Source organism: Curtobacterium sp. RIT-PI-V (assembly GCF_025642935.1).
Lineage (GTDB): Bacteria > Actinomycetota > Actinomycetes > Actinomycetales > Microbacteriaceae > Curtobacterium.
This window is the reverse complement of record NZ_JANZKM010000016.1, coordinates 33,584-51,862: the sequence shown is the minus strand read 5'-3', so window position 1 is coordinate 51,862 and position 18,279 is coordinate 33,584. Positions and strand designations below refer to the sequence as shown.

At 65.9% G+C, this 18,279-nt stretch carries 20 protein-coding genes; 8 read left to right on the top strand and 12 right to left on the bottom strand.

What is annotated here, in order from left to right; all coding sequences use genetic code 11:
* Window positions 1–28 precede the first annotated feature (28 nt).
* On the top strand, window positions 29–1,510 hold the full coding sequence (locus OGL88_RS11280) for a family 20 glycosylhydrolase (protein ID WP_263091429.1): 1,482 nt from the start codon (window positions 29–31) through the stop codon (window positions 1,508–1,510).
* 101 nt (window positions 1,511–1,611) lie between these two features.
* Here the strand turns inward: OGL88_RS11280 and OGL88_RS11275 are convergent, their stop codons facing one another.
* Window positions 1,612–2,553 (bottom strand): LysR family transcriptional regulator, encoded by a 942-nt coding sequence (locus OGL88_RS11275; RefSeq protein ID WP_263091428.1) that lies wholly within the window; start codon window positions 2,551–2,553, stop codon window positions 1,612–1,614.
* A gap of 119 nt (window positions 2,554–2,672) precedes the next feature.
* Here OGL88_RS11275 and OGL88_RS11270 point away from each other — a divergent pair, with 119 nt between their 5' ends.
* Together OGL88_RS11270 and OGL88_RS11265 are read left to right on the top strand one after the other, a co-directional pair.
* Window positions 2,673–3,635, top strand: coding sequence for a DUF1852 domain-containing protein (locus OGL88_RS11270; protein ID WP_263091427.1), 963 nt, complete (start codon window positions 2,673–2,675; stop codon window positions 3,633–3,635).
* A 20-nt stretch (window positions 3,636–3,655) separates the two neighbouring features.
* A complete protein-coding gene (locus OGL88_RS11265; protein WP_263091426.1) occupies window positions 3,656–4,705 on the top strand; it encodes a methionine synthase in 1,050 nt (349 codons plus the stop codon).
* Between the two features lie 187 nt (window positions 4,706–4,892).
* Here OGL88_RS11265 and OGL88_RS11260 read toward each other — a convergent pair whose 3' ends face one another.
* The 3 genes from OGL88_RS11260 to OGL88_RS11250 form a co-directional block, all read right to left on the bottom strand.
* Entirely contained in the window at window positions 4,893–5,348 is a 456-nt protein-coding gene (locus tag OGL88_RS11260; protein ID WP_263091425.1) for a DUF1648 domain-containing protein, read from the bottom strand.
* The gene (locus tag OGL88_RS11255; RefSeq protein WP_263091424.1) at window positions 5,336–6,181 is read right to left on the bottom strand and encodes a serine hydrolase domain-containing protein; all 846 of its coding nucleotides are present in this window, start codon (window positions 6,179–6,181) and stop codon (window positions 5,336–5,338) included. Before OGL88_RS11255 ends, OGL88_RS11260 begins: the two co-directional genes overlap by 13 nt.
* A gap of 110 nt (window positions 6,182–6,291) precedes the next feature.
* Window positions 6,292–6,531: a PLDc N-terminal domain-containing protein gene (locus tag OGL88_RS11250; protein ID WP_263091423.1), complete on the bottom strand. Its 240-nt coding sequence runs from the start codon at window positions 6,529–6,531 to the stop codon at window positions 6,292–6,294.
* Window positions 6,532–6,636: 105 nt separating this feature from the next.
* Here OGL88_RS11250 and OGL88_RS11245 point away from each other — a divergent pair, with 105 nt between their 5' ends.
* The 3 genes from OGL88_RS11245 (at window position 6,637) to OGL88_RS11235 (ending at window position 7,710) form a co-directional block, all read left to right on the top strand.
* Window positions 6,637–6,990 (top strand): SdpI family protein, encoded by a 354-nt coding sequence (locus OGL88_RS11245; RefSeq protein WP_263091422.1) that lies wholly within the window; start codon window positions 6,637–6,639, stop codon window positions 6,988–6,990.
* A gap of 136 nt (window positions 6,991–7,126) precedes the next feature.
* The gene (locus OGL88_RS11240) at window positions 7,127–7,303 is read left to right on the top strand and encodes a hypothetical protein (RefSeq protein ID WP_263091421.1); all 177 of its coding nucleotides are present in this window, start codon (window positions 7,127–7,129) and stop codon (window positions 7,301–7,303) included.
* Window positions 7,304–7,413: 110 nt separating this feature from the next.
* Window positions 7,414–7,710, top strand: a complete 297-nt coding sequence (locus OGL88_RS11235) for a GntR family transcriptional regulator (protein ID WP_263091420.1) — start codon at window positions 7,414–7,416, stop codon at window positions 7,708–7,710.
* A gap of 399 nt (window positions 7,711–8,109) precedes the next feature.
* Here the strand turns inward: OGL88_RS11235 and OGL88_RS11230 are convergent, their stop codons facing one another.
* Complete coding sequence (locus OGL88_RS11230) at window positions 8,110–8,691, bottom strand: TlpA family protein disulfide reductase (protein WP_263091419.1); 582 nt, start codon at window positions 8,689–8,691, stop codon at window positions 8,110–8,112.
* On the opposite strand from OGL88_RS11230, the gene OGL88_RS11225 reads away from it, so the two are divergent.
* Window positions 8,690–9,244, top strand: coding sequence for a peptidoglycan-binding domain-containing protein (locus OGL88_RS11225; RefSeq protein ID WP_263091418.1), 555 nt, complete (start codon window positions 8,690–8,692; stop codon window positions 9,242–9,244). The genes OGL88_RS11230 and OGL88_RS11225 overlap by 2 nt on opposite strands.
* Before the next feature lie 415 nt (window positions 9,245–9,659).
* On the opposite strand, the gene OGL88_RS11220 is transcribed toward OGL88_RS11225, so the two are convergent.
* The 7 genes from OGL88_RS11220 to nrdH all read right to left on the bottom strand — a co-directional run bounded on the left by OGL88_RS11220 (window position 9,660) and on the right by nrdH (window position 16,651).
* Window positions 9,660–9,869 (bottom strand): hypothetical protein, encoded by a 210-nt coding sequence (locus tag OGL88_RS11220; RefSeq protein ID WP_263091417.1) that lies wholly within the window; start codon window positions 9,867–9,869, stop codon window positions 9,660–9,662.
* Complete coding sequence (locus OGL88_RS18045; protein ID WP_263091416.1) at window positions 9,862–11,379, bottom strand: RHS repeat-associated core domain-containing protein; 1,518 nt, start codon at window positions 11,377–11,379, stop codon at window positions 9,862–9,864. Before OGL88_RS18045 ends, OGL88_RS11220 begins: the two co-directional genes overlap by 8 nt.
* 20 nt (window positions 11,380–11,399) lie before the next feature.
* The gene (locus tag OGL88_RS11210) at window positions 11,400–12,335 is read right to left on the bottom strand and encodes an AbiTii domain-containing protein (protein WP_263091415.1); all 936 of its coding nucleotides are present in this window, start codon (window positions 12,333–12,335) and stop codon (window positions 11,400–11,402) included.
* 334 nt (window positions 12,336–12,669) lie between these two features.
* Window positions 12,670–13,671: a class 1b ribonucleoside-diphosphate reductase subunit beta gene (gene nrdF, locus OGL88_RS11205; protein ID WP_110892181.1), complete on the bottom strand. Its 1,002-nt coding sequence runs from the start codon at window positions 13,669–13,671 to the stop codon at window positions 12,670–12,672.
* Between the two features lie 94 nt (window positions 13,672–13,765).
* Window positions 13,766–15,871: a class 1b ribonucleoside-diphosphate reductase subunit alpha gene (gene nrdE, locus OGL88_RS11200; protein WP_111086560.1), complete on the bottom strand. Its 2,106-nt coding sequence runs from the start codon at window positions 15,869–15,871 to the stop codon at window positions 13,766–13,768.
* A gap of 17 nt (window positions 15,872–15,888) precedes the next feature.
* The gene (gene nrdI, locus OGL88_RS11195; protein WP_071291227.1) at window positions 15,889–16,305 is read right to left on the bottom strand and encodes a class Ib ribonucleoside-diphosphate reductase assembly flavoprotein NrdI; all 417 of its coding nucleotides are present in this window, start codon (window positions 16,303–16,305) and stop codon (window positions 15,889–15,891) included.
* Window positions 16,306–16,417: 112 nt separating this feature from the next.
* The gene (gene nrdH, locus OGL88_RS11190; RefSeq protein WP_017886897.1) at window positions 16,418–16,651 is read right to left on the bottom strand and encodes a glutaredoxin-like protein NrdH; all 234 of its coding nucleotides are present in this window, start codon (window positions 16,649–16,651) and stop codon (window positions 16,418–16,420) included.
* Between the two features lie 334 nt (window positions 16,652–16,985).
* On the opposite strand from nrdH, the gene OGL88_RS11185 reads away from it, so the two are divergent.
* A complete protein-coding gene (locus OGL88_RS11185; RefSeq protein ID WP_263091414.1) occupies window positions 16,986–18,191 on the top strand; it encodes an MFS transporter in 1,206 nt (401 codons plus the stop codon).
* Window positions 18,192–18,279 lie beyond the last annotated feature (88 nt).

Here is an 18,279-nt window from a genome sequence, read left to right as displayed (position 1 = left end):
GCAACCCTGGTGAACTACCGTCGTGTCCGTGCCCTCCTCCACCGGAACTCCGGACCCGACCACCGGTCCAGCGACTGCACCGCACCTCGTCAGACGGACCATCGCGGTCGGTCTGGCGGTCGTCGTGTCGGCAGCAGCCCTGGTCGGCATCGGTGCGGTCGCGGGATCAGCGGACACCGCGGCGTCGCCCGTGAAGATCACCAAGGTCGCCGCGACCTCGACCGGCAGCGCCGTGCGCACCACCTTGAAGGTCACGAACACCACCTCGGTGCGGAAGCCGGCTTCGTCCGCCTGGCTCTCCCTGTCGACCGGCACGACGAAGTACTCGCTCGGCCGGGTCGCGGTGCGGGCACTCGCCCCGGGCTCGAGCACGACAGTCAGCGCAGTCCGCACGACGCCTTCCCGAGCCGCGGCCGGGAAGTACTCGGTCCTCGCCTGCTCGGGTGCGTACTCCGCGCAGCACTGCCGCACGTCGACGGCGACCGTCACCACCAAGCCCTCGAAGCGCGCACGTCCCGAGACCGGTGTGATGCTCGACGTCGCCCGTGCCTACTACCCCGTGGCGCTGATCAAGCGGTACATCGACCTGCTCGCCGGCAACGGCGGCCGCTTCCTGCACCTGCACCTCACCGATGACCAGAACGTCGGGATCGAGAGCACGGTCCTCGGTCAGACGCTCGCGAACGCTGATCTCGACCACGGCGTCTACACGAGCCGCGTGACCGGCCGGCCGTTCCTCAGCGCCGCACAGGCACGCACGATCGCCGACTACGCGGCGAAGCGGGGCGCGGCGATCGTGCCCGAGGTCGACACTCCCGGCCACATGGCTGCCGCCTTCGTCCTGCTCGAGGCGCCGCACGGCACGAAGTGGGTCGACCGCATCCGTTCGGGCGAGAGTGAGCTCGACCCCTCGGCGCCCGGCAGTCTCGCGCTGGCGACGAAGCTGTACGCCGAGGTGCAGCGGACGTTCCCGTCCAGCCGCACCGTGCACATCGGTGGAGACGAATGGGGCGGCGACGTCACCGCCGACGGGCGCGTCGCGTGGCTGAACGCGATGGCCGCCGCGCTCGGCAACCGCGAGGTGTGGGCCTGGAACGACGGGATCGATCGGGCTGCCGTCGGGCGACTGGATCCGCGCATCCGCATCATCTACTGGAGCTTCGACGGTGACACCGAGGACGCAGCGGAGCGCAGCGAACGCCGAGCACGACGGGCGAGCGCGGTCGACCTCCAGAAGGCCGGGATCGACCTGCTCAACTACAACTCGTACTACCTCTACGAAGTGCCGACCGACCTCGACCCGGCCGACAGCGAGTACACCGTCGCCGACCTCCGCGAGCACTGGTCGCTCCGGACGTGGGACGGCGACTCCGGAGCACGTCTCGCTGCTCCGATGTCCGGCGCGGCCGTCGCGATCTGGGGCGAGGACCTGGAAGGTCCACCTACTGACGCCCTCCTGCGGTGGAGCGCGCCGCAGGTGAAAGCGATGATCGAGACCGCAGATTCCTGACGGACGCGGGACGGGCCTCCAGGCCGACCGCCGGAACCGCCGGAACCGCCGGAACCGCCGAAAGCGCCGGACCCGCCGGACCCGCCGGACCCGCCGCCCGCCTACCCGAGCGGTTCGACGCCGTAGCTGGTGACCACCGCGCGCAACTCGTCCAGGTACGTTTGCGCCTGCACGGTGAGGGGAACCGAAGCGTGCGCGATCCAGCCGATCTCGATGCGTTCGTCGACGTCGAGGGGGATGGCGACGATCTCGGGGTCGAGGTCGTCGCTGATCAGGCCCGTCGAGATCGTGTAGCCACCCAGGCCGATCATGAGGTTGAAGATCGTCGCCCGGTCCGACACCCGGATCTCCCGCTTGCTCGACATCGTCGACAGGATCTCCTCGGACAGGTAGAAGGAGTTGTTCGCGCCCTGGTCGAACGTCAGCCGCGGCAGGTCGGCGAGGTCCTCGAGGGTCGCACGCTCCCGTGACGCGATGGGGTTCCGGCGGGCCACGAAGATGTGCGGCTGCGCGACGAACAGCGGCGTGAACACGACCCCGGCGTCCCGCAGCAGCTTGCCGAGGACCTGCTTGTTGAAGTCGTTGCGGTAGAGGATGCCCACCTCGCTGCGCAGCGTGCGGACGTCCTCGATGATGTCCCAGGTGCGTGTCTCGCGCAGCGAGAACTCGTACTCGTCCGCGGCCGCGCCTTCGACCATCCGGACGAAGGCCTCGACGGCGAACGAGTAGTGCTGGGCGGACACCCCGAGCAGCCGACGCGACCGTTGGCCACCGACGTAGCGCTGCTCGAGCAGGGAGACCTGCTCGACGACCTGTCGGGCGTAGCCGAGGAACTCGACGCCGTCGACGGTGAGCACGACCCCTCGGGCCGATCGGGTGAAGAGCGGGCGTCCGATCCGCGTCTCGAGGTCCTTCATCGCCGCGGACATGGTCGGCTGCGACACGTAGAGCAGATCGGCTGCCGCGCTGATCGAGCCCTCGGTGGCGACCTCGATGAAGTACCGGAGCTGCTGCAGGGTGATGTCGTTCGAGACGCGGGCCATAGGCGCAGGCTATACCGGTGCATAGCGTCTCGGTATTACCTGATGGCTCGTGGTTCCCGCCATCATCGGAGTACCCCTTCCCCAGTGCCCTCGGGCGCTCGACGAACAGATTGCCGACCATGGCGAACGACCTCACCTTCAGCATCACCCGGACCCGCTTCGACGAGGACTACTCCCCCGCGGACAGCTCCCGGCTGACCACGAACTTCGCCAACCTGGCGCGCGGCGAGCACCGTCAGCAGAACCTCCGCGCTGCGCTGGCGATGATCGACGGACGCGCGAACGACCTCTTGGTTGCCGGCGATCGCTACCGCCTGCAGCTCGACATCGTCTCGGCCACACTGGCGTTCTCCGACGGTGGGTCGGACGCCGAGTTCCCACTGCTCGAGATGCTCGACGTCACGATCGTCGACCAGCACACCGGCGAGCACCACCACGGCATCCTCGGCAACAACTTCTCGTCGTACCTGCGCGACTACGACTTCTCGGTGCTGCTGCCGTCGTCAGAGGGCCTGCCGTCCGACTTCGGTGTGCTCCACGGGGCGCTCTTCCAGCGGTTCCTTTCGTCGCCGGCATTCCGCGACGGGTTCGGTGGCGAGCCCGTCGTCTGCATCAGCGTCTCGACGAGCCAGACCTACCGCCAGACCGGGTACGTCCACCCCGTCCTCGGCGCCGAGTACGAGCACGAGCACTCATCGCTCACCGACGACTACTTCGGTCGGATGGGCATGCGGGTCCGGTACTTCCAGCCCGCCGGAGCGTCGGCCCCGCTCGCGTTCTACACGCGCGGCGACCTGACCGGGGACTACACGGACCTCCAGCTCATCGGCACGATCGCCACCATGGAGACCTTCCAGAAGATCTACCGCCCGGAGATCTACGCCGCGAACACCCCGGCCGGCAGCACCTACCGCCCCACCCTCGACCACACCGACTTCACGCCCACCCCGGTCACCTACGACCGCGAGGAGCGCAGCCGCCTCGGGATCACCCAGGGCCGGTGGACCGAGGAGCACCTCGTGACGCCGCACCACGCGCTCCTCTCGCGGTTCGCGGCCGACGCCGCCATTCCTTCTCTCTGATCGTTAGGACTCGCACCCGCATGAGCACCCTCCTGCCCACCTCGATCGTCGGCAGCCTGCCGAAACCGTCCTGGCTCGCCGAGCCCGAGAAACTCTGGTCCCCCTGGAACCTGCAGGGCGCAGCGCTCACCGAGGGCAAGCAGGACGCACTCCGCTCCGCCGTCCACGAGCAGGAGCGCCGCGGCATCGACATCGTCAGCGACGGCGAGCAGACCCGCCAGCACTTCGTCACGACGTTCATCGAGCACCTGGACGGCGTCGACCTCGAGCGCAAGGAGACCGTCCGGATCCGTGACCGGTACGACGCGGCCGTCCCGACCGTCGTCGGTGCCGTCAGCCGACGCGCACCCGTGTTCGTGGACGACGCCCGCTTCCTCCGCGCCCAGACCGACCGTCCGATCAAGTGGGCGCTCCCCGGCCCGATGACGATGATCGACACGCTCTCCGACCAGCACTACAAGAGCCGCGAGAAGCTGGCGTGGGAGTTCGCCACGATCCTCAACCAGGAAGCGCGCGAGCTCGAAGCCGCCGGCGTCGACATCATCCAGTTCGATGAGCCCGCCTTCACCGTCTTCCACGACGAGGTGCAGGACTGGGGCGTCGCCGCACTCGAACGCGCCACCGAGGGCCTGCGCGCCGAGACCGCCGTGCACATCTGTTACGGCTACGGGATCGAGGCGAACAACAAGTGGAAGGAGACGCTCGGAGCGGAGTGGCGGCAGTACGAGCAGTCCTTCCCGCTGCTGCAGCAGTCGTCGATCGACATCGTCTCGCTGGAGTGCATCCACTCCCACGTGCCGCTCGAGCTCGTCGAGCTGATCCGCGGCAAGAAGGTCATGCTCGGCGCCATCGACGTCGCGACCGAGACCGTGGAGACGCCGGAAGAGGTCGCGGAGGTGCTGCGGCGGGCGCTCGAGTTCGTCGACGCGGACAAGCTCATCCCGAGCTCGAACTGCGGGATGGCGCCGTTGGCTCGTGGGGCCGCGCTGGACAAGCTCGGTGCGCTGTCCGCTGGGGCGGACACCGTGCGGGCTGAGCTCGTCGGCTCGGCGGTCCCGTCGGCCCGCTGATCGCCGCGAAACACCACGGCGGCTCTCTTCCGGAAGGAGGAGGACCGCCGTTCGTGTTGCGTCCGCCGCGTGCGCGGCTCTCGATCCGGCCTGGAGGCGCGGCTTCCGTCCGGCTGGCAGGTTGCGTTGGCAACGCCCGCACCCTCTACTGCCCCTCGACCCCGGTCACGGCCTCAGCGATCCGCTTTCAGTCCCTCGCGCGGGAAAGCAGCCAGTACGGAACAACGGCCCACGCGGGCGCCGCCGCGAGAAGCCACCAAGCCGTCGGACTCAACGTCGAAGACGCCAATCCCACGATGATCAGCCAGCTCATCGCGAGAGCCGCGACGAACCCTGCGGTGACCGCACACGAGATGCGACCTCTGCGCCGGTCTCGAGCGAAGGCGGACCCGACAGCCGCCACGAGAAACAGCGCCTGTATCGCCGCGAGCAGGATCGCGGTTCCCAACGGTGTTCCGTACCCGCTCGGGCTGCCGTCGGGGCCGAACGTCGTGGCGATCCGTTCGGGTAGTCGATCCCACCAGGCGCTGGTGAGCGCAACCTCGACGACGACGGGCAACGCGGCAGCGACGGCAGCGAAGATCCCCGCTCGCCTGCGTCGGCCGCGGGCGTTGGCCATCGGTGCGTTCATCAGCCGCTGCATGTCTCCCGCGCTTCCCGCTCGATGAGCGCCGTGGCGATCGCGTCGGCCGCGCGTGGGGCCTTCGCGAGCGTGTGCACCACCGCGGTGAACCCTGCCGCGTTGGCGATGATCGCTCCCGCCGCTCGCACCTCTCCGTTGATCCAGGTCGATGCCCCTTCCCGCTGCCAGCTCACCGTGCGGGAGCGCCCGGCTCCGCGTTCGAGCGCCCAGTCGGCGTAGCGACAGAGATCGTCGAACGTCGACCAGACGCCGCCTGCCGCCGCGAACGACGATTCTCCGAGCGCCCACGGCTTGATCGCGCGACCGAAGAGCTTCGGCACCACCCGGTCTGCTGGAGCGGGCACGAGGACCGCCGAGCTGATCCCCGCCGGCTCGAGGACGTGCTGGCGCACGGCGGCGAACCAGTCGCCGTGCACCTCGTCGAGTACTGCGCCGAGGAGCGCGTACCCCAGGTTCGAGTACTCGAACTGGCCTCGGGGAGTGACCGGCCCCGCAGCTGCCAGGTCCAGAGGAACCCCGACAGCCTCTCGGTACGGGTCGCCGAACAGTCGGTCGCGCATCGTGGCCGGAAGCCGTGGCAAACCCGAGGTGTGGTGCACGAGGTCAGCAACGGTCATGTCGGCGTCGGGCACACCGGGGAGGTAGTGCACGACAGGCCGGTCGACCTCGAGCGTGAGCCAGGCCGTCGCGCCGACGAGTCCCTTCGTGATGCTCCCCCACTCGAGCATCGAGGCGGTGGCGTACGGCCCGCGGGGCTCACGGACGGTTTGCCAGCCGTCCGCCGCGCGAAGACTTGCGCGCCAAAGCCCTTGGGGCTCACGCGGGCTCCGCACCGGATCCCTTCCTCCGCAGAAGGGTCGTCAGGGGGTGTGCAGCGCCGTTCCGCCGTGACCGGACTCGGCGCTGGCGGCTCGGGACATCACCGCTCACCATGCGGTGAGAATCAGGCGTCGTCATCGAGGTACCGGAACCTCTGTCGCCGCCCGCGGAGCCGAACGGCGAACCACGACACCGGACCGACGAAGGGGACGAAGAGGACGACGAGAGCCCAGGCAAGGAACTGCAAGCCCGTCGGTGACGCTGCTCTGATCAGCGACGCGAGAGCCGCTAGGGCAAGCAACAGCCCGAAGATGCAAACGCTCATCGCGGCGCCATCCAACACTGTCGGGACGAGAGGGCTCACGCCCAGTCCTCCGTCGGATTCGACATTCTGTCCGCTCCCCTCCTCGGCGACAACACAGCACTCGAAACATTGCCGTTCACACATCAGCACAGTAGCGTCGAACTCATGGATGAGGCAATGGTGTTCGCGCTGGCTCTCGAGGTCGGTGCCGCGGTACTCGTGACCTGGCTGACCTGGAGAGCCGCGAACGGGTCGCTGGCTCGGAACGATCTCGCCGGCGTCCGGACCCGGATCACCATGTCCAGCGATGCGGCCTGGCGCATCGGGCATCGCGCGGCACTGCGCCCCACGATCATCAGCGGGACGATCACCGCGGCGTGGTGCCTCACCAGCATCGGCCTTGCTCCGCTCCGCAATCCGGTCTCGGTACTCGTGGCCGCAGGAGTGCTCGTCGGCGGCGCACTCCTGTCGATTCCGGTGGCGCACCGTGCCATCCGTCGAGCCTCCCTCGAGAGCTGATCGCCAAGTCGTCTCTCCCGGGTCTGCGTGCCACGCGCCGGACGGGAGGCGCGGTTCCGGCTGTGAACTGGTCCCGCGCCTCCTGCCCAAACACGCGTTGCCGCGAAGCGTCAGGCGCACGGCGTTGACTACGGCCATGATCTCCAAGAGCCTCATCCATCAGGTCGAGAGCGCGCGCAAACACTTCGGGCTGTATGCCACTGGCGCGGCGACGGGGGACATGGGCGACCCGCACGAAAACCTCGATCAGGCCGGCACCGGCCCCGCGGGCGCGGACGACACCGAGGGCGCAGGGACGACGCCGGCGGCCTAACTGTGCGCCCGGAGGGAGCGGCATTCGCTGAGATTCCGTGCTCCCTGCAAGCGGACCTCGCCCCGTGCAAAAAGAAGTCTTGAGCCGAGCGTGCGCTGGTTGGTCACGGTGTGCCTGTTCCGAAGTCTCCTACCAGCCAGGGTCCTCGCCGTCTTCTCCGTGATGTCGTCTACGAGCAGATGCTCGAGGCGATCGAGAACGGCACGCTCGAGGCGGGGGAGCGACTCAACGATGACGAGCTCACGAGCTGGCTTGGTGTCTCGCGTACTCCGGTGCGGGAAGCGATCGCCCGGCTCGAGTCGGAAGGGCTCGTGGAGCCTGTCCGGCCCTGCGCACGACCAGGCGGCCATGCTCCTCGCTGCGCTCCACACGTGGGCGGTCGACCACGCGGGCGAGGCGACCGCTGATGCGCGGACGAGCGCGGCCGCTGCTGCGAGCAAGGCCACTGCCGGCGTTGACGCGCACGACGTCGAGGAATACCGGGAGCTGCAGGATGCGGGTCGCGGTGCTCATTCGGGTTCGACAACCCGCTCTTCACGGCGACAGAGGCCGCAGTTCGTGGCCGGGTGAAGTTCCATGCTCCCGCGCCGGACGCGAACATCGACTGGGATGCGGCGTCTGCAACGGCGGGCGCTCTCGCGAAGATCTGACCGCCGCCGCTTGGCGCGGGGTGCGATGTATCGCGGGCTGATGACAACGCCGACGTGTTCCCAGGGCTAGGACCACGCGCAAGGGCCTCACCAGCTCCTGTGCGGGCCTGGGTTGAGGCGACGCCAGCGTAGCCGACGAAGAGAACCTCGCAATCACTATTTGGATGCGTCTTTCACCAGCGTGGCGAGCACGTTTTGGTTGATCGGGCCGAGAATTCGTGCGCTCACACGACCATTGCTGTCGAGCACGATTGTTGACGGCGTCGAGTTTGGTGCCGTTCGCCCTGCAAAAGCCAGCTGGACCGCACCGCTCTCAGCGTCGACCACGTTGTCGTAGGGAACTTTGTACGAACGTACGAACGCGTCAGCGGTGCCCGCGGAGTCCCGGACGTTGACGCCGATGAAGCGCGCCTCGTCTGCGGTGTCCTGACTGACGGCGGCGAGATCGTCCGCTTCCGCCCGACACGGAGCGCAGCTCGCGTACCAGAAATTGAGGACGAGTGGCTTGCCGCGGAACTGCTTGGCCGTGATGGCCTTACCATCGAGGTCCTTGGTGGTGAAAGTGATCTGGTCGCCGCGGTCCTTCGCGGGAAATTCCGTGACCGCCCCGTCGCCCGAGATGTAGTTCTTCGTATCACCCGCTCGGTATTGAGCGGCGAGACCATCCGACTGAGTGCAGCCGGCCATCGTGAGCATCACGGCCATCCCTGCCGCTACCGTGACCCATCGTTGCCTCATGTACCGAGTCTACTTCTGGCCGTTGACAGACCACCCGGACCGCACCACGCTGGAACCCTCTGAGACTTTCTCAGGCGTGAGCTCAAAATTAGGGGAAACAGTGAAGTTTTATATCAAGAGTGTCGCGTCGGTGCTGGGCGCTGTGGCTCTCGGCGCCACGTTGATCGTCGCTCCCGCAGCAACAGCTGCGGCAGCGCCGCTTTCGACCCAGAGCGTCGGAACCTGCACCAACACCGTCGCGAACCCTGCAGCCGGCGGTAAGACCTACACCTCACCAGCTACAGCGAGCCGCAACCGCGACTGCCGGCTCGAGCAAGGCAATCAGGGCTCTCCCGTGACTCGCCTCCAACAGGAGCTGAAGAACGGATGCGACAGCGCCCCACAGCCGAGCCTTGTTGTGGACGGGCAGTTCGGCCCAGCAACGAAGACTGCCCTCATCAAAGCGCAGCGCGAGCTCGGCATCACCGCCGACGGAATCTACGGCACTGAGTCGGCCAGGGCCTTCTCGTGGCTGACCACGGACGGCAGCCTCTGCTACCACCCGGGCCTCTAAGCCAAGGAACAGCGCGATGGGTCGGGGATATATCCCCGACCCATCGCGCTGGACACGGCACCGGCCACCCCTCGGGGCAGCCGGCTGTTTTCGTCGTCGGCGACACCGCACGCTGATGCTAACCGTTCAGACCGTGAATGCCTGACCGCAGAGAAGGCAGTGAATCGGCATCGCAGCGTCATCGGGGACCTTCACTGGTTCCCAGGGATGACAAGGCGGAGCCAGCATGGCCATATCGTCAGGCTCCACCAACGGATCGGGCTCGGGTGGCCCGTCTGCGTTGCCTCGCTTGAAGGCATGCTGGCGGTGCTGGAAACGCGTTAGACCTTCCGCCACCGGGGGCACCATCGCTGGCTGCGCTGACGCATGAAGGCCCCTTCCAAGACTCTTGGAACGGGCCCTCATGCTGAGGCGACTACTGCTTCATTGCGCTGGTCTTGCCGCTGAGAACCGAGTAGAGCACAGTTGCGAGCGGAACAACGGCTAGCAGGAAGCAGACCACGATGCCGACGATTGCCGGTAGAGGAAGAGCCGCAACGAACCAGCCCAGTCCGACGCCTGCCAGTACCAGACACGTAGCCAGCACGGCACGCGTTCCCTTGCTGAGGGCGATCGGCTTACTCATCGTCGCCATCGTACGCACCGTTCACCCAGCGGTGGGCAACTACTCCGATACCAACCGTGACACCCACCACACCTCCGATGGCAGCTCCAACGCCTAGTCCAGCCAGCGCTCCCGCGGGCCCACCGGTGAGCAATCCAACACCGGCTCCGATTCCAAGTCCTGCAAACTCCCCGGCGCCCGCTACTGCTCCGAATTCGCTCGCAGCCTTGATGAACTTGAATCGGCCGGAGGGGTCGTACCCGTTGACGGGGTCGTTACCGGCGTAGGCGTAGCGGTTGGCGTTTGACGGGTTTAACGGGGCGTCGAGCGTGTCACGCTCAGTCCACTGCCCCGTCGTCGAGGACTGCCACCGGTACCCGAACTTCGTCAATCCCGCGTCGCCGTTGCTCGAGCTGAGGCCGGTCTTGTATCCGTAGGGGTTCTGTAGCCACTGCGTGCTGGTCTTCCCCTTGGTGACGGTTTCGGCACCGTACGCGTCGTAGGAGACCTGGTAAGCGATCTTGCCAGTGTCCGCGATCAACATGGTCGAGTTCCCGATGCCATCGAGGACGTACAAGCTGGTGACGCTGTCAATGGTGCGGAGGTCCAGCGGCTGCCCGGTGACCGGGTCGGTCAGCACTGATGCGGTACCGGTGCCGATCTGCTCGCGGGTGGCGATCACGGGAACGCCGTTGGAGTCGCTGGTGCCATACGCGTAACCGTATTCTGCTCCCCCGTCGGTGGACTGCCAGAGCAGCTTGTTCATGTCCGCGCCGGCGTACTCGCAGCTGGTCTTCACCCCGTCCTTCGTGGACGCGGTCAGCTGCTGCGCCCCGTTGTACGTATACGTCTCGCCCGGCGCCTTGGTGAGGTTGCCGGTCCCGTCGTACGTGTACCCGTCCGTGGTGATCTGCGATGCGGCGTTGTAGGTCAGCTTCTGGTCACTGATCACGGCGCTGGTCGCAGCGTTGGTGGCCTTGGCTTCGGTGCGGTTGCCGGCGTCGTCGTACGTGAATGCCCAGTTCGTCGGGTTGGTGCCGCCGGACTGCGTGATCCCGGTGAGGTGCTTGGTCTGGGTCTTCCCGTCCGTGTCCGTGTACCCGTACGTGGTGGCCTGCTTGCCGATGTTGTCGTACGACCACTGCAGCTTCGTGCGGTCGTTGCCTTCCGTAGCCGTGCACGTCGGGGCGGTGGTGGTGGCCATGTAGCAGTAGTCGGTGTCGACGACGAGCTGCGGGTCCTCGTTCGCCGCCCACGCCTGCACCTTGGTGACCTTGCCGGACTTGTCGTAGCTCAGCTTCTGGTGCGCACTCCACGTCGACGGTGCAACACCGGGCGTTGCCGATGCGTCGGCTCCGAGCCACGTGTCGGTACGGCGGCCCGGCGAGTCGGTGAGGTAGATCTGCTTCGCCGTGCCCGAGCTCGTCGGGTACGTCGTCGCGGTGAGCACCTCGGACGCGTCGTACGTGTGAGTGACGGTGCCGGTGGAGTCGGTGACCTGCGCCGTGTTCCCGGTAACGGCGCCTCTCACGCCGGCATGGGTGGCCCCTATCAGCCGAATGCGCCTTGCAGAGCAAGTTCAGTGATCGCGGACACGGCGCTGCTCGTTGCTGCCGCCAAAGCGGCACCACCAAGCTTTTCGGTCAAACTCCGGAGCTTCCCGGTGAGCCGCAAGACTTCACCCGACTCAGCTCCCTCTGTGGTCATCGCGGCCTCGAGGTCTCGCACAGCAGCTTGGACATCAGCTTGCTGTGACCGCTCCAACTGGTTTGCGGCCTTGGCTACCTCCTTGAGCAGGGTTACCGCATCCGCGATGCTCAGACCTGCGTTGGCCGACGACTCCCGCCCGATCGCCGTTGGGCCGCTCGGCTGAAGCACTGTGGTGTTGTAGACATCACCCACATGCTCTCTCACCGCGGCGTCCACACTTGCTCGCCCAGGCAACTCCGTTAGGGGAGTGCTCGCTGTGAGGTCAGCGATCATATCGACAAGATTCGTGCGCACCTGCGCCAAAATCCCACTCAAGAAAGAGCCAGGGACTACAAACGCAAGCGAAACGACACTTTGATACGGCCCGAGTTCGCTATTCCATACAGTCTGCGCCATCGCGAGACCTGCGTGTCCAAAGTTGAGATGCTTTTGCTGCGCAAGCTGCGCCAACTCCTCAACCGGCTGCACGAACGAGATGAACTCCGGGACGTATTCTCGAGCCTTTGCCGGGACTTGAAGACGGGCTAGATTCTGCCCTTTTGCCCAAGTGTTTCCACTCATCGAATCCATGACCATTGGCACTCCGTGGAGCTTTCGGTAAGCCGGAACGTCGTCACCCTCGGGCGGGTAGCCCTTGAGCTCAGCTCGCGCCCACGTCCTCAAAGACTCAGACCCAGTCTCGGCACCGAGCAGGAGACACTTTCGCAGCAGACCGGCCAATGGCTCAGTCTCGTCGAGCATCACTTCGCGGAGGGAGCGAAGAAGAGGTTCGGTCATGGTCGGATACTATCCGTGACCACGGACATCCATGGCGGCACAATGAAGCACATCCATGGGGCCACTGATGCATCGGTGATGCCTCTGCCTCAGTCCTCGAGGCGGCGAGGTCACTGGCCTGCAAAGCGGATAGCGCCAGCGCCAGGAGCGATCCCGGCTTAGCGGGCGTCCGTTAGCCGGTCGGCCATCGAACGAACTGCTCCACGCTTCAGCAGGTAGATGAGCTTTGTCTCACATAGCCCGTCCGCGCGCAACTTCGTTGACGGGGCGACATACGGACACAAGAACGCCCCGCCAGCCGAAGCCAGCGGGGCGTTCCCCGGTCGATCGGAACCTAGAAGTCCCAGTCCTCATCCTCGGTCTTCTCTGCCTTGCCGATGACGTACGACGACCCGGACCCCGAGAAGAAGTCGTGGTTCTCGTCGGCGTTGGGCGACAGCGCCGACAGGATCGCCGGGTTCACGTCCGTCGTCTCCTTGGGGAACATCGGCTCGTAGCCCAGGTTCATCAGCGCCTTGTTGGCGTTGTAGTGCAGGAACTTCTTGACGTCCTCGGTCAGCCCGACCTGGTCGTAGAGGTCCTGCGTGTACTGCACCTCGTTCTCGTAGAGCTCGAACAGCAGGTTGAACGTGTAGTCCTTGATCTCCTGCTTGCGCTCTTCGGAAGCGCCTTCGAGGCCCTTCTGGAACTTGTACCCGATGTAGTAACCGTGGACGGCCTCGTCGCGGATGATCAGGCGGATCAGGTCAGCGGTGTTGGTGAGCTTCGCGCGCGAGGACCAGTACATCGGCAGGTAGAAGCCGGAGTAGAACAGGAACGACTCGAGCAGCGTCGAGGCGACCTTGCGCTTCAGGGGGTCGTCACCGGTGTAGTAGTCGAGGACGATCTGGGCCTTCTTCTGCAGGTTCACGTTCTCGGTGGACCAGCGGAAGGCGTCGTCGATCTCGGGCGTCGACGCCAGGGTCGAGAAGATCGACGAGTAGCTCTTCGCGTGGACCGATTCCATGAACGCGATGTTCGTGTAGACGGCTTCTTCGTGCGGGGTGATGGCGTCGGGGATCAGGCTGATCGCGCCGACGGTGCCCTGGATGGTGTCGAGCAGCGTCAGGCCGGTGAAGACCCGCATGGTGAGCTGCTGCTCTGCCGGCGTCAGCGTGTTCCACGACTGCACGTCGTTCGACAGCGGCACCTTCTCGGGGAGCCAGAAGTTGTTGACCAGCCGGTTCCAGACCTCGACGTCCTTGTCGTCCTGGATTCGGTTCCAGTTGATGGCACTGACCGCACTGATCAGCGGGATGGACTTGCCCGTGGCGTGGACCGGGTCGGTGAGGGTCATGGGATTGTCTTCCGGATTCGAGATGGTGATCTGATGACGGACTGGAGGCGCGGGGCGGGGCCCGCCCCGCGCCTCCAGGAAGAGAGCGGCAGCTCTACAGCATGCAGCTGACGCAGCCCTCGACCTCGGTGCCCTCGAGGGCGAGCTGGCGCAGACGGATGTAGTAGATCGTCTTGATGCCCTTGCGCCATGCGTAGATCTGCGCCTTGTTGATGTCACGCGTGGTGGCGGTGTCCTTGAAGAACAGCGTCAGGGACAGGCCCTGGTCCACGTGCTGCGTCGCCGCGGCGTACGTGTCGATGATCTTCTCGGCACCGATCTCGTACGCGTCCTGGTAGTAGTCCAGGTTGTCGTTCGTCATGAACGGCGCCGGGTAGTAGACGCGGCCGAGCTTGCCTTCCTTGCGGATCTCGATCTTCGACGCGATCGGGTGGATCGACGACGTCGAGTGGTTGATGTACGAGATCGAACCGGTCGGCGGCACGGCCTGCAGGTTCTGGTTGTAGATGCCGTGCTCCTGGACGGACGCCTTCAGCGCCTTCCAGTCGTCCTGCGTCGGGATCGTGATGTTCGCGTTGTCGAACAGCGAAGCAACGCGAGGGGTCGCGGGGGTCCACGCCTGGTCGGTGTACTTGTCGAAGAACTCACCCGACGCGTACTTCGAGTCACGGAAGCCGTCGAAGGTCTCGCCGGTCTCGATCGCGATCTTGTTCGACGCACGAAGGGCGTGGAACAGCACCGTGTAGAAGTAGATGTTCGTGAAGTCGATGCCCTCTTCGGAGCCGTAGTAGACGCGCTCACGAGCCAGGTAGCCGTGCAGGTTCATCTGGCCGAGGCCGATGGCGTGCGACTTGTCGTTGCCGTCCTCGACGGAACGCACCGAGGTGATGTGCGACATCTGCGAGACCGAGGTCAGGCCGCGGATGGCCGTCTCGATGGTCTTGCCGAAGTCCGGCGAGTCCATCGTCAGCGCGATGTTCAGCGAGCCGAGGTTGCAGGAGATGTCCTTGCCGATCTCCTTGTAGGACAGGTCCTCGTTGAAGGTCGTCGGGGTGTTGACCTGCAGGATCTCCGAGCACAGGTTGGACATGTTGATCCGACCCTTGATCGGGTTGGCCTTGTTCACCGTGTCCTCGAACACGATGTACGGGTAACCCGACTCGAACTGGATCTCGGCGATGGTCGTGAAGAAGTCACGCGCCTTGATCTTCGTCTTCTTGATGCGCGAGTCGTCGACCATCGCGCGGTAGTTCTCGGAGATCGGGACGTCGCCGAACGGGACGCCGTAGACCTTCTCGACGTCGTACGGCGAGAACAGGTACATGTCCTCGTTGTTCTTCGCCAGCTCGAACGTGATGTCCGGCACGACGACGCCGAGGGACAGCGTCTTGATGCGGATCTTCTCGTCGGCGTTCTCGCGCTTGGTGTCGAGGAACTTCATGATGTCCGGGTGGTGGGCGCTGAGGTACACCGCGCCGGCACCCTGACGCGCACCGAGCTGGTTCGCGTAGGAGAAGGAGTCTTCCAGCAGCTTCATCACGGGGATGATGCCCGACGACTGGTTCTCGATCTGCTTGATCGGGGCGCCGGCCTCGCGGATGTTGGAGAGCAGCAGGGCCACGCCGCCGCCGCGCTTCGAGAGCTGCAGCGACGAGTTGATCCCGCGCGAGATCGACTCCATGTTGTCCTCGATGCGGAGGAGGAAGCAGGAGACGAGTTCGCCGCGCTGGGCCTTCGCCGTGTTGAGGAACGTCGGGGTGGCGGGCTGGAAGCGGCCGGCGACGATCTCCTCGACGAGGTCGATGGCGAGCTGCTCGTTGCCCTGCGCCAGGCCGAGGGCGGTCATGACGACGCGGTCCTCGAAGCGCTCGAGGTAGCGCTTGCCGTCGAACGTCTTGAGCGTGTAGCTCGTGTAGTACTTGAACGCACCGAGGAACGTCTGGAACCGGAACTTCTTCGAGTACGCCAGGTCGTTGAGTCGCTGGATGAAGTCCAGCGAGTACATGTCGATCGTGGCTTTTTCGTAGTACTCGTTCTCGACCAGGTAGTCGAGCCGCTCCTTCAGGTTGTGGAAGAAGACGGTGTTCTGGTTGACGTGCTGCAGGAAGAACTGCTTGGCGGCCTCACGATCCTTGTCGAACTGGATGTTCCCGTCCGCGTCGTAGAGGTTGAGCATCGCGTTGAGGGAGTGGTAATCCATCCCCGTCTGCGGCGACGTCAGATCGACGTCTGCAACTGCTGCGTCCAAAATGCATCCAATCCTGAGTTGACCGCCGACACGTCGTCAGGGGTCCCGAAGAGTTCGAATCTGTAGAGAAGGGGGACGTTGCACTTCCGCGCGATGACGTCCCCTGCCAGGCCGTAGGCCTCGCCGAAGTTCGTGTTGCCGCCGACGACCACACCGCGGATGAGCGAGCGGTTGTGCGCGTCGTTGAGGAACTTGATGACCTGCTTGGGGACCGCACCCTCGCCGTTGCCGCCACCGTAGGTGGGTAGGAACAGGACGTAGGGCTCGTCCACGTGGAGGAAGGGTTCGCTCGGGTAGAGCGGGATCCGGTCCGCGTCGCGGCCGAGCTTCTCGACGAAGCGCGCGGTGTACCCGGACACGCTCGAGAAGTAGACCAATCGGCTCATGGTGCGCTCCTGTGGTGAAGGTGCGGAACAGGCGGACCGGAGGGTGTCTTGCGGGCGGTGATCCGGGCCTCCTGAACGGAACCGGGTGACCGTCCACAGGACGGGAGGCGACCTACGCCAGTTCGGCGCTGAGCGTCGCGATCTTGTCGGGGCGGAAGCCCGACCAGTGGTCGTCGTCCGTGACGACGACGGGGGCCTGCATGTAGCCCAGGCTCTTGACGTGCTCGAGGGCTGCCTCGTCGGTGGAGACGTCGTGCACTTCGTACTCGATGCCCTTGTTGTCGAGGGCCCGGTACGTCGCTGTGCACTGGACGCAGGACGGCTTGGTGTAGACGGTGACGGCCATGTTCTCCCCTGGTTTCTGGGCCTGATTCCAGGTCCGAAGTTCGTGTGCGGTGCTGAGGACGACGCTACTACATGTTGTGCCCGGCGGACCCGTCGACCACAAGAGAAAGTGTTACACGCCTGTAGTTTCCACAACCCGATCCACAGACTGTGGATTCCCGGAGGCCCGGTTTTCCGCCACTTTCGCACCGACCACCGACAGTCCTCCACAAGCTGTGGACGGAAGTTCTCGACACCTCCCGTCGGCGTGTCTGAGAACGGTGTCGACGAGGACCTCGTCCACACCTCCCCCGGACGGGTGACACCCCGTTCCGTCCGGTCCGTACACTCGTCTCGTGAGTACGTACGGCCCCCTCCTGAAGACCCCCGGCGTGGGTCGCGTCATCGCTGCACAGCTCACCGCGCGCTTCCCGTTCGGGATGCTCTCGCTGGCCTACCTGCTGCACGTCGAGCACGTCTTCCACTCCTACGGCGCCGCCGGCCTGGTGCTCGCGACGACGAGTGTCGGGCAGGCGCTGGCGGGCCCGCTCACCAGCCGGTGGATGGGCAGCTGGGGCATGCGCCCCGTCCTCATCCTGACGAGCATCGTCGCGCTCCTGAGCATGGGGGTCATCGGCTTCGTCCTCATGCCGCTCTGGGGCTACGTGGTGGTCGGGTTCCTCGGCGGCCTCGCGGTCCCGCCCGTGCAGCCGGCGGTGCGCACCATCTACCCCAAGATGGTGACCTCGTCGCAACTCACTCCCTTGTTCTCGCTCGACGCCAGCGCCCAGGAACTCATCTGGGTCGCCGGCCCGGTCATCACCACGTTCGTCGCGACCCAGGTCGGCACGGTCGAGGCGATCGTCGTCGCGATGGTCTTCCTGGTGGTCGGCGGTACGTGGTTCATCGCCTCACCCGAGCTCGGCCGCGTCCGCATCCCCCGCTCGAAGCGCGCGTTCGGCGTGGTGCTGAAGCGCCCGTCGGTCGTCGTCGCCACCCTGACCGGTCTGCTGCTCATCGGGGCGTGCGCCGCGGTCGAGGCCAGCGTCACCAGCGTCTTCGGCGAGGGCAGTCCGAACGCCGGCATCGTCCTGGCCGTCTTCGCGGTGGGCTCACTGTTCGGCGGCCTGGCCTTCGGCCACCGTCCGATCTCCCCCAACACCCTGTGGACGCGCATGGCGATCGTCTTCGTCGGTCTCGCGCTCGCCCTGGGCGGCACGAGCTTCTGGTGGCTCTGCCTGGCCCTCATCATCGCGGGCATCGGCATCGCGCCGGCACTCGCGGTGATGTTCGGCTCGGTCTCCGCCACCGTCAAGTTCTCCGACACCGCCGAGGCCTACGGCTGGATGGGCACCGGTCAGCTCATCGGTGCCGCGGGCGGTTCCGCGGTCGCCGGCTTCCTGATCGACAGCAGCGGCTCGATCGGCGGCTTCACCGTCGGTGCGGTCATGGCCGGGGTGGGTGTCGTCGTCGCGCTCGGGGCCAAGCGCTGGCTGCCCGACCTGCGCGGCCGTGACGCCAGCCCCATCCCCGACACCGAGCCGGTGGTCCTGCCGACCTGAGCGGGGCGGACTTTCGGCGTACCTGGTCGAATCGGGCGTACCTGGTCGGAAGTTCTGACCAGGTACGCCCGATTGCGTTCGCGATCGC

What these genes read in the sequence shown, in the direction of transcription:
- OGL88_RS11275 (WP_263091428.1), bottom strand. Translation starts at nt 2,553, where the DNA reads ATGGCCCGCGTCTCGAACGACATCACCCTGCAGCAGCTCCGGTACTTC.
- OGL88_RS11270 (WP_263091427.1), top strand. Translation starts at nt 2,673, where the DNA reads ATGGCGAACGACCTCACCTTCAGCATCACCCGGACCCGCTTCGACGAG.
- OGL88_RS11265 (WP_263091426.1), top strand. Translation starts at nt 3,656, where the DNA reads ATGAGCACCCTCCTGCCCACCTCGATCGTCGGCAGCCTGCCGAAACCG.
- OGL88_RS11260 (WP_263091425.1), bottom strand. Translation starts at nt 5,348, where the DNA reads ATGCAGCGGCTGATGAACGCACCGATGGCCAACGCCCGCGGCCGACGC.
- OGL88_RS11245 (WP_263091422.1), top strand. Translation starts at nt 6,637, where the DNA reads ATGGATGAGGCAATGGTGTTCGCGCTGGCTCTCGAGGTCGGTGCCGCG.
- OGL88_RS11240 (WP_263091421.1), top strand. Translation starts at nt 7,127, where the DNA reads ATGATCTCCAAGAGCCTCATCCATCAGGTCGAGAGCGCGCGCAAACAC.
- OGL88_RS11225 (WP_263091418.1), top strand. Translation starts at nt 8,690, where the DNA reads ATGTACCGAGTCTACTTCTGGCCGTTGACAGACCACCCGGACCGCACC.
- OGL88_RS11230 (WP_263091419.1), bottom strand. Translation starts at nt 8,691, where the DNA reads ATGAGGCAACGATGGGTCACGGTAGCGGCAGGGATGGCCGTGATGCTC.
- OGL88_RS11220 (WP_263091417.1), bottom strand. Translation starts at nt 9,869, where the DNA reads ATGAGTAAGCCGATCGCCCTCAGCAAGGGAACGCGTGCCGTGCTGGCT.
- OGL88_RS11210 (WP_263091415.1), bottom strand. Translation starts at nt 12,335, where the DNA reads ATGACCGAACCTCTTCTTCGCTCCCTCCGCGAAGTGATGCTCGACGAG.
- nrdF (WP_110892181.1), bottom strand. Translation starts at nt 13,671, where the DNA reads ATGACCCTCACCGACCCGGTCCACGCCACGGGCAAGTCCATCCCGCTG.
- nrdE (WP_111086560.1), bottom strand. Translation starts at nt 15,871, where the DNA reads ATGGATTACCACTCCCTCAACGCGATGCTCAACCTCTACGACGCGGAC.
- nrdI (WP_071291227.1), bottom strand. Translation starts at nt 16,305, where the DNA reads ATGAGCCGATTGGTCTACTTCTCGAGCGTGTCCGGGTACACCGCGCGC.
- nrdH (WP_017886897.1), bottom strand. Translation starts at nt 16,651, where the DNA reads ATGGCCGTCACCGTCTACACCAAGCCGTCCTGCGTCCAGTGCACAGCG.